Origin of the sequence: Plantactinospora sp. BB1, from assembly GCF_003030385.1 — a bacterium.
Classification (GTDB): domain Bacteria; phylum Actinomycetota; class Actinomycetes; order Mycobacteriales; family Micromonosporaceae; genus Plantactinospora.
On sequence record NZ_CP028159.1, the window covers coordinates 4,022,747 to 4,036,182 of the forward strand.

Sequence of the window (13,436 nt, forward strand, 5' to 3'; positions counted from 1 at the left end):
CGCGGTCGTCCGCGATCGGGTCGGCACAGTGGTGTGGACTCCACGGCTCGCCCGGCGGCGGTGTCGACCGGGCCGACGGCCGTCGGTACGCGCGACTCATCGGGGCCACGCACCGTGATGGATCCACAACGCGGCAAACGGTAAGCGCTTTCCTTGACATCCGTCAATATCTGGCCGAGCGGCCCGGTGGATGCCCGAGGCGCCGGCGTCAGGAGCAGTCGCAGCAACTACAGCAGTCGCAGTCGCAGTGCCGGGTGCACCAGCAGCGGTCGTCCCACGATTTGCGCCGGCGCTTGCCCCAGCGCGGCTGCCACAGCCCGCAGGTGCAGGTGGTCAGGATGCAGGCGCCGCCGACCACCAGCGGGGCGCCGCAGCCGTCCGGTCGCGGCTGCGCGGCCCCGTCCGGATGGCCCGCCGGCCGACCGGACCGGCCGTGCCCGGCGAGCGGCACCGCCGGACCGTCGTCCGCCGCACCGGCCAGCGCGAACGTCCGGTCGATCGCGTCGGAGACCTCGCGGTCGAGCAGCGCCCGGACCAGCCTCGGGTCCCGCAGCTCCAGGTCGGCCAGGGCCAGCCGCAGGCCGTGGTGCGCGTCCTCGCAGAGCCGGCGAGCCTGGGCCAGGTCGGTGCCGCTGGCCCGCAACGGGTTGAACGCGCCCCGGACGGCGTCGTCGGCGTGGTCCTCGACGGCGTCCAGCAGGTGGGCGATCCGGCCGAAGTACCGGCCGATCTCGGCCAGCCCGGCGGCGTTGCCCGGCCGGCCGGCCAGCGTCGCCGTGTGCGCGAAGGCGGCCGCCACGGCGGTCTCGGTCGGCTCGGTGGCGACCAGCACCGACATGCCCGGGACGACCGTCGACTCCAACTCGGACTGCCGGGCCACCGCGGCGAGCAGCACGCCGGTGTCGAAGCCGACCGCGTCGCCGGTCCGGGCGCCGGCCTCGGCCCACCGGTCGGCCAGCCGGCCGGCGACCCCGGCGAGGGCGGGGACCCGCAGCGCGCCGTCCCGGTCGGCGACGTGGTCCCGGGTCTTGCCGGCGGCGAGGACCAGCGAGACGGCGGCGGCCAGCCGGGCGCCGGGGTCGGTCGAGGGGAGCACCTGGGCGGGCTGGAAGCCGCGCAGTGCGCAGGGCGCCGCCGGACGGTACCGGGCCGGGGCGGCGCGCTGTGCCTCCAGGAGTACGGAGATCAGCAGGCCGTCGTAGTTCGTGGCCAGCCGGGCCCGGTGTCCGTGCTCGTCCCGGAGGGTCAGGCAGAGCCCGCAGAGGTGGCCGAGCCAGGCGGCGTGCAGCTTCCCGCACATCCGGTGCCGGCACGGCCGTACGATCCCGAACACGGCGCCTCCCACGATCGTTCGACTGCTGCGGCAGCGTAGCGACCCGGCGCACCCCCGCCGGCTCAGGACCGGGTGCGGCGGCGACCCGGCCAGTGCCAGTCGGTCGACCGGGCGGCGTCGGAGAGGGCCACCCCGAGCAGGACCGTGCCGGTGAAGGCGGCCACCGCGACCGGGGTCAGCGGCAGGAACGCCGGTGCCGTGCCGACCAGTACCACCAGCCAGACCAGCCGGGACCAGGAGAACTTGCCGAACAGCTCGTACTCGAAGACGGTGCGGCCGATCAGGAAGAGGGCGGGTCCGCCGACGATGACGCCGACCAGGCCGAGCCCGGCCCGGGTGCGGGACTGGCTGACGAGCTGTTCGAAGCCGGCGGCGGTGCAGACGATGCCGGCCACCATCAGCAGGTGGGTGTACGGCGCCCACCGGGTGGCCCGGCGTGGCCCACTGTCGATCGCCGTCTGCAGGAGCGCTCCGGCCCGGTGGACGTAGATCTGCCAGAGCAGCAGCATGGTGGCGAACGCCAGCAGCAGCATCCCCATCCGTTGCGGGTTGAGCCCGTGCTGGCCACTGATCAGCAGCGGCACCAGGATGATGTCGCCGAGCGTCAGGATGACGAACTGCTGGTACCGCTCGCCGAGGTGCTCGCTCGCCTTGTCGTACTGGGACAGCGGGACCCGGCCCAGCCACGGTGTCGGGTACCGCAGCGCGGCGCTGACGTAGTCGATCACCAGGGCGATGCCCCAGAGCAGCAGGCGGGTCGAGGCGGGCAGGAAGGCGCCGGCCAGCCAGAGCGCACCGGAGAGCACGAACCAGCAGAGGAACCGGGCCGCCCGGATCTGGGCCTGGTGGCCGCGGAGCACGGCTATCAGCACGAATCCGCGTACCACGTGGATGGCGACGTACATCCCGGCGAAGAGCCAGCCGAGCCCCGCGAACGCCTGCGGGAGGCTCGCCGTCATCACGATGCTGCCCAGCATCGCCCAGGCGACGATAACCTGGATCTTGGGCTCGTCCGGGTTGTAGAAGTCGGTGAGCAGCGCGGTGATCGACCAGACCCACCAGACCGCCATCAGCAGTACCAGTACCTGCGCGGCGGCGAGCCAGGTCACCTCCTCGGCCAACCGCATCGAGAGCAGGGCGAGCGCCGCGACGTAGACCACGTCGAGCAGCAGTTCCAGCAGGGTCGCCCGCTTCGGTGCCGCGGGGTGGCGCAGCAGCCTGCGCGTCTCGTCGCTCGCCATTGAGCCGCCGTCCCACTCCCTGCCGTCCTCGACCGCCGCCTTCTCCTGTCACTAGGCGAACGATCGAGGGGCGGGTAGGACGTAACCCGGCCGGCGCGGGGAGCGGTCACCCGGCCGGCCGGTCACGGCGGACCGGGCGCGGTGTCCCGGTTGCTCAGCGGCCCGGCTGGGCGGCCCGGCGACGGGGCAGGTCGAGACCCTCGACCGCGGCCTCGACCAGCTCCTGCGGGGTCGCGGCGACGTCGAGGGTGAGGATCCGCTCGTCCGGCCCGGGGCGTTCCAGCGTGGCGATCTGCGAGTCGAGCAGGCTGGCCGGCATGTAGTGCCCGGCCCGCCGCGATATCCGCTCCCGGATCACCTCCGCCGACCCGTCGAGGAAGACGAAGTCGACGCTCGGCGGCCCCTGCCGGAGTACGTCCCGGTAGGAGCGTCGCAGCGCCGAGCAGGCCAGCACCGTGGAGACCCCCTCGGCGGCGCGTTCGGCCATCCAGCCGGCGAGCTCGCGCAGCCAGGGCCAGCGGTGCGCGTCGGCGAGCGGCACCCCGGCCCGCATCAGCTCCACATTGGACTCCGGGTGGAACTCGTCCGCCTCGGCGAAGGTCAGCCCGGTGACCGCGCTGATTCCCACGGCCACGGTGGTCTTGCCCGACCCGGAGACCCCCATCACCACCACGTGCCGGGTGGTGGACCGATCCGGCCCGTCGCCGCCGAGCGACGGGCCGGGACGGCCGTCACCAGTCATGGACGGTGCCGTCCTTGAGCCGGTTGAACGGCAGGTACGCCGGCTGGTACGGGAAGCGGGCCGCCGCCTCCTCGTCGAGTTCCACCCCCAGGCCGGGCTGCTCGCCGGGGTGCAGGTAGCCGTCGGTGAAGGTGAACGACTGCCGGAACACCTCGTCGGTCAGTGGGCCGTGCCGCATGTACTCCTGGATCCCGAAGTTGTGGATCGCCAAGTCCAGGTGGAGCGCGGCGGCCATCCCGACCGGGGAGATGTCGGTCGGCCCGTGGATCCCGGACTTGATCTGGTACTGCGCGGCGAAGTCGAGCAGCTTGCGCATCGCGGTGATCCCGCCGGTGTGCGTGACGGCGGAGCGGACGTAGTCGATGAGCTGCTCGCGGATCAGCGTCTGGTAGTCCCAGACCGTGTTGAAGACCTCGCCGATCGCCAGCGGGGTGGTGGTGTGCTGCCGGACCAGCCGCAGCGCCTCCTGGTTCTCCGCCGGGGTGCAGTCCTCCAGCCAGAACAGGTCGTACGGCTCCAGCGCCTTGCCCAGCTTGGCGGCCTGGATCGGGGTCATCCGGTGGTGGCCGTCGTGCAGCAGCGGCAGCTCCGGGCCGAACTCGGCCCGGACCGCCTCGAAGACCGTCGGCAGGTGCCGCAGGTAGGCCCGGGTGTCCCAGTCCTCCTCGACCGGCAGCGCGGTGCGCTGCGCCGGCTCGTAGTCGTAGCGCTTGCCGTCCACACTGGTCTGGGCGGCGACCCCGTAGACCGCCTCGATGCCGGGGACCGAGGTCTGCACCCGGATCGACCGGAAGCCGAGTTCCAGGTGGTGCCGGATCGAGTCGAACAGCTCCGGGATGTCCCGCCCGGAGGCGTGCCCGTACGCCATGATCCCGGTCCGGGACGCCCCGCCGAGGAGCTGGTAGAGCGGCATCCCGGCGGCCTTCGCCTTGATGTCCCAGAGCGCCACGTCGACGGCGGCGATCGCGGCCATCGTCACCGGCCCGCGCCGCCAGTACGCCGACCGGTAGAGGAACTGCCAGGTGTCCTCGATCCGGTGCGGGTCCCGCCCGATCAGCAGCGGTACGACGTGGTCGGCCAGGTAGGAGGCGACGGAGAGTTCCCGGCCGTTGAGGGTGCCGTCGCCGAGCCCGGTGATCCCCTCGTCAGTGGTGATCTTGAGTGTGACGAAGTTGCGGTCCGGGCTGGAGACGATCACGTCCGCGGCGACGATCTTCACGACATGCCTTTCTGCGCTGGGGTGGTGGGGCGGAGCGGCGCGCCGAGGGGTCGGCTCACCACTCCGCGAAGGAGCCGTCGGGATGCCGCCAGACGGGACCGCGCCAGCTGTGCCCGCGCTGGTCCGCCCGGCGTACCGCATTCTCGTCGATCTGGATGCCGAGCCCGGGACCGGTCAGCCGGGCGATGTACCCGTCGGCGAACCCGAACGGCGCCCGGTCCACCAGGTAGTCGAGCACCTCGGCGTCGGCGTTGTAGTGGATCCCGATGCTCTGCTCCTGGATCAGGTAGTTCGGGGTCGCGAAGCCGACCTGGAGGCAGGCGGCCAGCGCGATCGGTCCGAGCGGGCAGTGCGGCGCGAGCTGTACGTCGTACACCTCGGCCAGTGCCGCGATCTTACGGACCTCGGTGATCCCGCCCGCGTGCGACAGGTCCGGCTGGGCGACCGCGATGCCGGCCTGGAGCGCCGGCAGGAACTCCTGCCGGCTGTAGAGCCGCTCGCCGGTGGAGACCGGCGTACTGGTCGACCGGACGAACTCGCCGAGCAGGTGCGAGTTCTCCGGTACGACCGGCTCCTCCAGGAAGAACGGCCGGAACGGCTCCAGCAGCGGGGCGACCCGACGGGCGTTGGCCAGGGTGAACCGGCCGTGGAAGTCGACGGCGACGTCCCGGTGCTCGCCGAGCACCTCCCGGGCGGCGGCGACCCGCCGGACCACCCCGTCGAGTTCGGCCACCGAGGCGACCGGGCTCATCCGGCCGGAGGCGTTCATCTTCACCGCGGTCAGCCCCGCCGCCACCTGCGCGGCGATGTGCTCGGCGACCTCGCCGGGGTCGTCGCCGCCGACCCAGCCGTACACCCGGATCTTTTCCCGGACCGGGCCGCCGAGCAACTGGTGCACCGGGGCGTCGAAGTGCTTGCCGGCGATGTCCCAGAGCGCCTGGTCGAGCCCGGAGACGGCGCTGGCCAGGATCGGCCCGCCCCGGTAGAACGACCCCTTCGTCATCACCTGCCAGTGGTCCTCGATCCGCAGCGCGTCCTGGCCGACGAGCAGCTCGCTGAGCTGCGCAACGGCGGTGCGTACCGTCTCGGACCGGCCCTCGCAGGTCGCCTCGCCCCAGCCGACGGTGCCGTCCGAGGTCTCGATCCGGACGAACAGCCACCGGGGTGGGACGAGGAAGGTCTCCACCCGTTCGATCTTTGTCACGGTCTCCGCCCTCAGCCCTTGGTGGCCCCGGCGGTGAGGCCGGAGACGACGTACTTCTGCACGAAGAGCGCGATCAGCATGATCGGCAGGGTGACCACCGTGGACGCGGCCATCAGGCCGCCCCAGTCGATGCTCGCGTAGCCGACGAAGTCGAAGATCGCCACCGGCAGGGTCTTGGTGTCGGCGCCGGAGAGCACCAGGGCGAACATGAAGTTGTTCCAGGAGAAGATGAAGGACAGGATGCCGGCGGTCGCGATGCCCGGCGCGGAGAGCGGCAGGGTGATCCGGCGGAACGCACCGATCGGGGTGAGCCCGTCCACCTGCGCCGACTCCTCCAGCTCCAGCGGCAGGCCGTCGAAGAAGCCCATCAGGATGTAGACGACCAGCGGCAGCGACACGAACATGTGGCTGAGGATCAGCACGGTGAAGCCGCCGACCAGCTTCAGGTTGGAGAAGACGTAATACCAGGGCACCAGCAGCGAGACGCCGGGGATCACCCGGGCCATCAGCACCACGAGCGCCGACTTCTTCATGTTGAACCGGCTCATCGAATAGGCCGCCGGCACGCCGAGGATCAGCGACAGCACGGTGGCGGCGAAGGCCACCCAGAGGCTGTTGCCGATGAACTGGAGGTAGTTCGCCTGGTCGAGGACCTTGGTGTAGTTGTCCAGCACCGGCGTGAACGCGAACGCCTTGCCGGAGTCGTAGATGTCGACGTTGGTCTTGAACGAGGCGGCGACCATCCAGAGCAGCGGGGCGATCAGCGAGACCACCACCACGGCCAGGGCGACCGCCCGGAAGACCTGGTACGGGGTACGACGCTTGCGGCGGGCCATCACTGTGCGCCCTTCTTGCGGCGGGACGTCAACGCCCACATCGAACCGATGATGATCAGGAAGAAGATGATGAGTACGGTCGACGAGATGCCGTACTCGTTGTAGTCGAAGCTCAGCCCGTACGCGTACACGTTCAGCGTCTCGACCTCGTGGAACGAGCCGCCGCCGCGCCCCTTGGTGGCGTACAGGATGTCGAAGGTCTTCAGCGCGTCGATGCCGCGCAGCAGGATCGCCACGATCACCGTCGGCATCAGCAGCGGCAGCGTGACGTGCCGGAACCGCTGCCAGGCGCTCGCCCCGTCCACCCGGGCGGCCTCGTCCGGCTCGTTCGACAGCGAGGTGAGCCCGGCCAGCAGGATCAGCACCACCATCGGGGTCCACTGCCAGATGTCGATGAAGATGGTCGTCGGCAGCGCGCTGTGCTGGCCGGCCAGCCAGGGCTGCGGGCCGATCCCGACCCAGCCGAGGATCTGGTTGGCCATCCCGATGTTCGGGTCGAAGATGAGCCGCCACATCATGCCGACCGCGACCGGGGTGGCGACCAGCGGCAGCAGGATCGCGACCCGGACCCACCGCTCGCCCCGGAACGGCCGCCACAACAGCAGCGCGACCGCCATGCCGAGGACGATCTCGAAGAGCAGCGCCACCCCGGTGAAGCCGACCGTACGCAGCACGGCGGGCCAGAACCGGTCGGTGTCGGAGAGCACCTCGAGGTAGTTCGCGAAGCCGATGAACTCGGACTCGGCCCGGACCGAGCCCTCGGCGTCGGTCAGGCTGAGATAGATCGTCCAGGCCAGCGGAAAGATGATCAGCGCACCGACGAACGTCATGGCCGGTGCCGCGAAGAGCCACTTGCGGTTGTTGTTCGCCCAGCGGGTCCAGCCGGTCAGTTCGCCGGACGGCTGGGGGGATGCCAGAGATGCCATGGGGTGGTCTTTCCGGGTCGGCGGATCCAGCGGCGGGGTGACGGATCGCTCCGTCACCCCGCGCGATGGCCTACTTCTCGTCGTCGAGGAGCTTCTGGAACGCCTCGTTCGCCGTCGCGGCCGAGCCGGCCACGTCCTTGCCGGTGATCGCGTCGACGATCGGCTGGCCGACGATCTCGCGGGACTCGGCGACCTTCACGACCAGCGGGCGGTCGTGGCCGACGCCGTTCTCGGTGCTGACCTTGATGGCCTCGGCGAGGTCCTGCGGGTAGGTGGCGATGCCCTCCGGGTTGGCCCAGACCGAGGTACGGGCACCGGGCACGCCGCCCTTCTGCTGCGCCAGCGTCTGGTCCTTGCCGGCCGCCCACTGGATGAACTTCCAGGCGTTGGCCTGGTTCTCCGAGCCCTCGTTGACGCCGAGCGCCCAGGACGGGATGTTGTACGGCTTCGAGCCGGCCGGGCCGGCCGGGAACGGCGCGAACCCGACGCTGTCGGAGACCTTGGACTTGGCCGGGTCGGTGGCGTTCTTGTAGAGCGAGTTCGCCTCGGTGTAGAAGGCGGCCTTGCCCTGGGTGAAGATCGCCATCGCCTCGGACCAGCTCATGTCGGTGCTGATGTTCTCCGGGCCGTGCTCACGGAGCAGCCCGCCGTAGTACGCGTACGCCTGCTTGGCCTGCTCGGTGTTGACGCTGGCCTTGCCGCTGCCGTCGACGAAGTCGCCGCCGAAGCTGAACAGGAAGCTGGAGAACTGGGTGACCGCGGCGGCCTTGCCGGTCCGGGCGACGAAGCCGGCGGTGCCGGGGTTGTCGGCCTCGACCTTGGCGGCCATGGTCTTCAGCTCGTCGAGGGTCTTCGGCGGTGCGCTGAAGCCCGACTTCTGGAGCAGGTCCTTGCGGTAGTAGAGGACCTCCTGCTCGGTGATGATCGGGATGCCGACCAGCTTCTCCTCGTAGGTGGTGGCCTGCACCGGCGGGCCCTGGAAGTCGGCGAAGTCGAACGCCGAGTCCTCCTTGGCCCGGTCGGTCAGGTCGGTCAGGTAGCCGTTCTTGGCGAAGAGCTTCCCCTCCTGGAGGGGCCGGTACATCATCACGTCGATGTCGCTGGAGCCGGCGTTCAACTTGACGTTGTACTGGTCGGAGAGCTGGTCCTCGCCGAGCTGGGTGACCTCGACCTTCAGGCCGCTCTGCTGCTCGAACTCCGGCAGTGCCTTCTTTATGTTTTCTGTCCAGACGTGGTTCACCAGGGTGACGCGCAGCGTGTCCGACCCGCCGCTGTCATCGCCGCCGCCTCCGCAGGCGGACAGGCCGAGGGCAGCCACCACGGCCAGAGATGTTCCGATTACCGAGCGACGTAACACGTCCATCTCCCCTTCCCTCGCGACGCCCCGCCGTTGGGACGCCGCCCGCGGACTCCTACGTCCGCCTAATGCCGGATGCTAGGCCGATAAACCTGACTTAAGCAAGACCAGGTCACTCACTGATAGGCTTTATTTATGGCCATGCCGTCACCTGAGGTCGCGTCTGTCCGGCTCGACCCCGGCGAATCCGGGCTGCACGCCCGGCTGCTCGACCAGTTGGGCACGGCCGTCTGCGCCGGCCAGCTCCCGCCGGGCTCCGTGCTCTACATCGACGACCTCGTCGAGCAGTACGCCGTCTCCCGTTCGGTGGTCCGGGAGGTGCTGCGGGTGCTCTCCTCGATGGGGCTGGTCGAGTCCCGCCGCCGGGTCGGCACCCTGATCCGGGCCGCCGGCGACTGGAACGTCTTCGACCCCCAGGTGATCCGCTGGCGACTCGCCTCCACCGGCCGGATCGCCCAGCTCCGCTCGATCACCGAGCTGCGTACCGCCGTCGAGCCGCAGGCCGCCTCGCTCGCCGCGCTGCGGGCCACCCCGCAGGAGGCGAGCGAGCTGGTCGGACTCGCCGCGAAGATGTGGGCGGCGGGCAAGGCCGGCGACGAGGCGGAGTTCCTCCGGCTCGACATCGAGTTCCACCGGCAGGTGCTGGTCGACTCCGGCAACGAGATGTTCGTCAAGCTGCACGAGCTGGTCGCCGAGGTGCTGGCCGGCCGCCACCACTACGACCTGATGCCGCACTATCCGCACGAGGAGGCGCTGCAACTGCACGCCGACGTCGCCCAGGCGATCCAGCGGCACGACGGCGAGCGGGCCAAGACCGCGATGGTGCGGATCATGGAGCAGGCCATGAAGGAGATGAGCGCCATCTGGGCGCAGACCGGTCCCGAACCGGCCTCCTGACGTCGTTTCCGGCCGGCGGAGAGACCCGGCCGGCGGTACGGTCTCTAGATCATCAATGCCGGCGCGGCGGACTATGGTTGGCCGGATCGCGCCGTCGCGGTACGTGGCGCCGGCGTGTGCCGACCGAGCGCCCGCGTACCAGGAACAGAGGGGACCACCATGGACACACCATCCCGCCCGCCGTTCCGCGCCGACCACGTCGGCAGCCTGCTGCGACCCGCGCGGCTGCTGACCGCCCGGGCCGACCGGGCCGCCGGGCGGATCTCCGCCGATGAGCTGCGCGCCGTCGAGGACGACGCGATCCGCGAGGTGGTACGCCTACAGGAGAGCATCGGGCTGCGTACCGCCACCGACGGCGAATTCCGGCGTACCTCCTGGCACATGGACTTCATCTACCAGCTCGGCGGGATCGACCCGGCCGACGAGAAGCTGACCGTCGAGTTCTTCAACGCCGCCGGAAAGCTGGAGTTCCAGTCGGCGGCGCTGCGGGTACACGACCGGGTGAAGCTGACCGACACCATCTTCGGCGACGCCTTCACCTTCCTCAAGCAGCAGGTCACGACGGGTACGCCGAAGCTGACCATCCCGTCGCCGAGCATGGTGCACTACCGGGGTGGCCGGGCCGCCATCGACACCGCCGTCTACCCCGACCTGGACCAGTTCTGGGCCGACCTCAGCGCCGCCTACGCCGAGCAGGTGCGCCGGCTCGCCGACCTCGGCTGTAGCTACCTCCAGTTCGACGACACCAGCCTGGCCTACCTGAACGACCCCCGGCAGCGGGAGATGGTGGCCGCGCAGGGCGGCGACCCGGAGCACCAGCACGAGCGCTACATCCGGCAAATCAACGCCTCGCTGGCCGGCCGGCCGGCGGGCCTCTCGGTCACCACCCACATGTGCCGGGGCAACTTCCGGTCCTCCTGGGCCGCCGAGGGCGGCTACGACTTCGTCGCCGAGGCGCTCTTCAGCCAGCTCGACGTCGACGGCTTCTTCCTGGAGTACGACGACGAGCGCTCCGGCGACTTCGCGCCGCTGCGGTTCGTCCCGCCGGGCAAGAAGGTGGTGCTCGGCCTGGTCACCACCAAGCGGGGTGAGCTGGAGAGCAAGGACGCGCTCAAGCGCCGGATCGACGAGGCGGCCCGCTATGTGCCGCTGGAGCAGCTCTGCCTCTCGCCGCAGTGCGGCTTCTCCTCCACTGTAGAGGGGAACGCGCTGACCCAGGAGGAGCAGGTGGCGAAGCTGCGGCTGATCGTGGAGACCGCCCAGGAGGTCTGGGGCGACAACTGAGCCCCGCCTCAGCACCGCCCGGCCGGGCCGCTGGTCAGTCCGGCCGGGCGAACCCGCCCCTCGGGGCGATGATCTCCAGGTTGGTGCCGTCCGGGTCGTTGAAGTACGCCACCTCGGTGCCGGCCGCGTCGGGCGGCGAGACCTCCTGGGTGGTGAACGTGTAGGCCGGGCCGAGGAAGTCGAGCCCGGCCGCCTGCATCCGGTCGTAGACCGCCGGCAGGTCGTCCACCTCGAAACAGAGGTGCATCGAGCCGGGGCGGTTCGCCGCCACCTCGGCCGGTACGCCCGCCGGCTCCTCGAACTGGATCAGGTCGATGCCGAGGTTGCGCAGCCGGAAGGTGGCGTACCGCAGTCTGGTCCGGAGCAGTCCCTGGGAGCGGGCGAACCCGGCGCCGTGCATGCCCTCGTCCCGGACCACCGGATCGAGCCCGGTGAGCGCCCGGTAGAACGCGACCGAGCGGTCCAGGTCGGAGACGGATATCCCGACGTGCGCGGCGGTGTCGAGCCCGATCGACACGGCCGACGGATCGGGTACGGCGTTGGCCATCGTGCCTCCTCCCGACGTACCGGTGGGCCGGGCTAGCTCTTCCCGGCCCTCGCAGACACAAACCGGGCCGGGCTCGGGGGGCCCGGCCGGTACGCCGAGCGCCCGCGCACACCGGCCGGCGCCCACCTGAGCAGTTCCGACCCCCGGTGACATCCCGCACAAACGGGGCTGCCGGCGCTCTAGATCGTTATCCTTGGGGTGACGCCGCACCGCGGCGATCCCGGACGAGTTGCGCGTCGTACCCGGCCTGCCAAGACGACCGCCATCGAGGTGAGTTCGTCATGGCCTGGATCGTGTTGATCATCTCTGGAATGCTGGAAACGGTCTGGGCGATCGCGTTGGAGCGCAGCGCCGGCTTCAGCCGTCCGCTCCCCACCGGCATCTTCGCCGCCGCCCTCGTGCTGAGCATGGCCGGCCTCGGCTACGCGCTGCGCAGCATTCCGGTCGGCACCGGCTACGTGGTCTGGGTGGGCATCGGTGCCGTCGGTACCGCGCTGGTCGGCATGATCGCGCTCGGCGAGTCGGCGAGCCTGCCCCGGCTGCTCTGCCTACTGCTCGTCGTGGCCGGCGTGGTGGGGCTGAAGGTCTTCCACTGAGCCGGCGGGCCGGTTGACCCACGACGGCACCGGCCGGGGGAGACCCGGGACCGGCCGGGTGGTCGGCGGGTGGTTCGATGCACCCCAGCGACCGCGCGGGAAGGGGCATCCGGGGATGACGGGGTACGAACGGGATGCGGCCTCGGCCGGTACCCGGACCAGGTGGGTGGCGCCGGTCCGCCGGGCGATCGCCCGGATGCTCAACCCCGAGGGCCTCTCCTCCGGGTACGTCCCCGCGCAGCGCGGCCCGGAGACCGACCGGATCGTGGACTGCGCGGCGTACCTCGACGGTCGCCGGCTGCCGGGCCCGCCCGACTACCGCGCGGCCCTGGCGGCGGCGCGCAAGGGGCGCGGGTTCGTCTGGCTGGGGCTGCACGATCCGGACGAGGCGGACTTCGCGCCGATCGCCCGGACGTTCGGCCTCGACGACCTGGTCGCCGGGCACGCGCTCAACCGGGAGCACCGGCCGGCGGTGGAGCGCTACGACCAGGTGACGGTGATCGTGCTTCGCACCAGCCGGTACGTCGAGCACACCGAACTGACCGAGACCTCCGAGGTGGTCGAGACCGGCGCGGTGACCGTGTTCGTCGGCCCCCGCTTCGTGCTCACCGTCCGGCACGGCGCACCCGGGGCGCTCCGCCCGGTCCGGGCCGACCTGGAGGCCCGGCCCACCCTGCTGGCCCTCGGCCCCTGGGCGGTCGCGTACGCGGTCTGCGACCAGCTCGTCGACTCGTACGTCCAGGTGGCCACCGCCGTGGAGGCCGACATCGACGCGGTGGAGGAGCAGGTCTTCGCCTCCCGCACCGCCCGGGACCGGATCGCGCACATCTACCAGCTCAAGCGGGAGCTGATGGAGTTCAAGCGGGCGGTGGCGCCGTTGCAGCGACCGTTCGCCGCGCTGCTCGACGACCGGGAGCTGCCCCGGCCCGTGGTGCGCTACTTCCGGGACGTGCACGGCGTGCTGTCCCGGACGGTGGAGCGGGTGACCGCCTACGACGACCTGCTGAACTCGATCCTCCAGGCCCGGCTGGCCCAGGTCTCGGTGGACCAGAACAACGACATGCGCAAGATCGCCGCGTGGGCGGCGATCTTCGCGGTGCAGACCTTCATCGCCGGCATCTACGGGATGAACTTCGAGTTCATCCCCGGGGTGAAGGCGGCGCAGGGCTTCTGGGTGGTGCTGCTGGTGATGCTGGTCCTGGCGGTGTTGATGCACCGTGGCTTCCGGCGCAACAACTGGCTCTGAGCGCGGGA

At 70.8% G+C, this 13,436-nt stretch carries 13 protein-coding genes and 1 riboswitch; of the genes, 4 read left to right on the forward strand and 9 right to left on the reverse strand.

Annotated elements, in window-relative coordinates; genetic code table 11:
- Nucleotides 1-208 precede the first annotated feature (208 nt).
- The 8 genes from C6W10_RS17545 to C6W10_RS17580 form a co-directional block, all read right to left on the reverse strand.
- Nucleotides 209-1,333 carry a DUF5685 family protein gene (locus tag C6W10_RS17545; protein WP_107258998.1) on the reverse strand — a complete coding sequence of 375 codons (1,125 nt, stop codon included), beginning with the start codon at nt 1,331-1,333 and terminating at the stop codon, nt 209-211.
- 62 nt (nt 1,334-1,395) lie between these two features.
- The gene (locus C6W10_RS17550) at nt 1,396-2,574 is read right to left on the reverse strand and encodes a low temperature requirement protein A (RefSeq protein WP_107258999.1); all 1,179 of its coding nucleotides are present in this window, start codon (nt 2,572-2,574) and stop codon (nt 1,396-1,398) included.
- A 154-nt stretch (nt 2,575-2,728) separates the two neighbouring features.
- The gene (locus tag C6W10_RS17555; RefSeq protein ID WP_107259000.1) at nt 2,729-3,316 is read right to left on the reverse strand and encodes a gluconokinase; all 588 of its coding nucleotides are present in this window, start codon (nt 3,314-3,316) and stop codon (nt 2,729-2,731) included.
- Nucleotides 3,306-4,535: a D-mannonate dehydratase ManD gene (gene manD, locus C6W10_RS17560; protein ID WP_107259001.1), complete on the reverse strand. Its 1,230-nt coding sequence runs from the start codon at nt 4,533-4,535 to the stop codon at nt 3,306-3,308. The genes C6W10_RS17555 and manD overlap by 11 nt, the downstream gene beginning before the upstream one ends.
- A 55-nt stretch (nt 4,536-4,590) precedes the next feature.
- Nucleotides 4,591-5,739: a galactonate dehydratase gene (dgoD, locus tag C6W10_RS17565; RefSeq protein WP_107259002.1), complete on the reverse strand. Its 1,149-nt coding sequence runs from the start codon at nt 5,737-5,739 to the stop codon at nt 4,591-4,593.
- 11 nt (nt 5,740-5,750) lie between these two features.
- Entirely contained in the window at nt 5,751-6,575 is an 825-nt protein-coding gene (locus C6W10_RS17570) for a carbohydrate ABC transporter permease (protein ID WP_107259003.1), read from the reverse strand.
- Nucleotides 6,575-7,501, reverse strand: coding sequence for a carbohydrate ABC transporter permease (locus C6W10_RS17575; RefSeq protein ID WP_199853052.1), 927 nt, complete (start codon nt 7,499-7,501; stop codon nt 6,575-6,577). The genes C6W10_RS17570 and C6W10_RS17575 overlap by 1 nt, the downstream gene beginning before the upstream one ends.
- A gap of 70 nt (nt 7,502-7,571) precedes the next feature.
- A complete protein-coding gene (locus C6W10_RS17580) occupies nt 7,572-8,822 on the reverse strand; it encodes a sugar ABC transporter substrate-binding protein (RefSeq protein WP_199853053.1) in 1,251 nt (416 codons plus the stop codon).
- Nucleotides 8,823-8,999: 177 nt separating this feature from the next.
- Between C6W10_RS17580 and C6W10_RS17585 the strand changes: the two genes are divergently transcribed.
- Both C6W10_RS17585 and C6W10_RS17590 read left to right on the forward strand, forming a co-directional pair.
- A complete protein-coding gene (locus C6W10_RS17585) occupies nt 9,000-9,755 on the forward strand; it encodes a FadR/GntR family transcriptional regulator (RefSeq protein WP_234358960.1) in 756 nt (251 codons plus the stop codon).
- 159 nt (nt 9,756-9,914) lie between these two features.
- A complete protein-coding gene (locus C6W10_RS17590) occupies nt 9,915-11,039 on the forward strand; it encodes a 5-methyltetrahydropteroyltriglutamate--homocysteine S-methyltransferase (RefSeq protein WP_107259006.1) in 1,125 nt (374 codons plus the stop codon).
- 34 nt (nt 11,040-11,073) lie between these two features.
- On the opposite strand, the gene C6W10_RS17595 is transcribed toward C6W10_RS17590, so the two are convergent.
- Nucleotides 11,074-11,586 (reverse strand): VOC family protein, encoded by a 513-nt coding sequence (locus C6W10_RS17595; protein ID WP_159104629.1) that lies wholly within the window; start codon nt 11,584-11,586, stop codon nt 11,074-11,076.
- A gap of 197 nt (nt 11,587-11,783) precedes the next feature.
- Nucleotides 11,784-11,852: riboswitch (guanidine-III (ykkC-III) riboswitch) on the forward strand.
- A gap of 15 nt (nt 11,853-11,867) precedes the next feature.
- Between C6W10_RS17595 and C6W10_RS17600 the strand changes: the two genes are divergently transcribed.
- Together C6W10_RS17600 and C6W10_RS17605 are read left to right on the forward strand one after the other, a co-directional pair.
- Nucleotides 11,868-12,182, forward strand: a complete 315-nt coding sequence (locus C6W10_RS17600) for a multidrug efflux SMR transporter (RefSeq protein WP_107259008.1) — start codon at nt 11,868-11,870, stop codon at nt 12,180-12,182.
- Between the two features lie 115 nt (nt 12,183-12,297).
- The gene (locus C6W10_RS17605) at nt 12,298-13,428 is read left to right on the forward strand and encodes a magnesium and cobalt transport protein CorA (RefSeq protein WP_107259009.1); all 1,131 of its coding nucleotides are present in this window, start codon (nt 12,298-12,300) and stop codon (nt 13,426-13,428) included.
- The last annotated feature ends 8 nt before the right edge of the window (nt 13,429-13,436 follow it).

Coding starts and splice junctions, on each gene's coding strand:
- C6W10_RS17585 (WP_234358960.1), top strand. CDS start 9,000: ATGCCGTCACCTGAGGTCGCGTCTGTCCGGCTCGACCCCGGCGAATCC.
- C6W10_RS17550 (WP_107258999.1), bottom strand. CDS start 2,574: ATGGCGAGCGACGAGACGCGCAGGCTGCTGCGCCACCCCGCGGCACCG.
- C6W10_RS17605 (WP_107259009.1), top strand. CDS start 12,298: ATGACGGGGTACGAACGGGATGCGGCCTCGGCCGGTACCCGGACCAGG.
- C6W10_RS17590 (WP_107259006.1), top strand. CDS start 9,915: ATGGACACACCATCCCGCCCGCCGTTCCGCGCCGACCACGTCGGCAGC.
- C6W10_RS17555 (WP_107259000.1), bottom strand. CDS start 3,316: ATGACTGGTGACGGCCGTCCCGGCCCGTCGCTCGGCGGCGACGGGCCG.
- C6W10_RS17570 (WP_107259003.1), bottom strand. CDS start 6,575: ATGGCCCGCCGCAAGCGTCGTACCCCGTACCAGGTCTTCCGGGCGGTC.
- C6W10_RS17595 (WP_159104629.1), bottom strand. CDS start 11,586: ATGGCCAACGCCGTACCCGATCCGTCGGCCGTGTCGATCGGGCTCGAC.
- C6W10_RS17575 (WP_199853052.1), bottom strand. CDS start 7,501: ATGGCATCTCTGGCATCCCCCCAGCCGTCCGGCGAACTGACCGGCTGG.
- C6W10_RS17600 (WP_107259008.1), top strand. CDS start 11,868: ATGGCCTGGATCGTGTTGATCATCTCTGGAATGCTGGAAACGGTCTGG.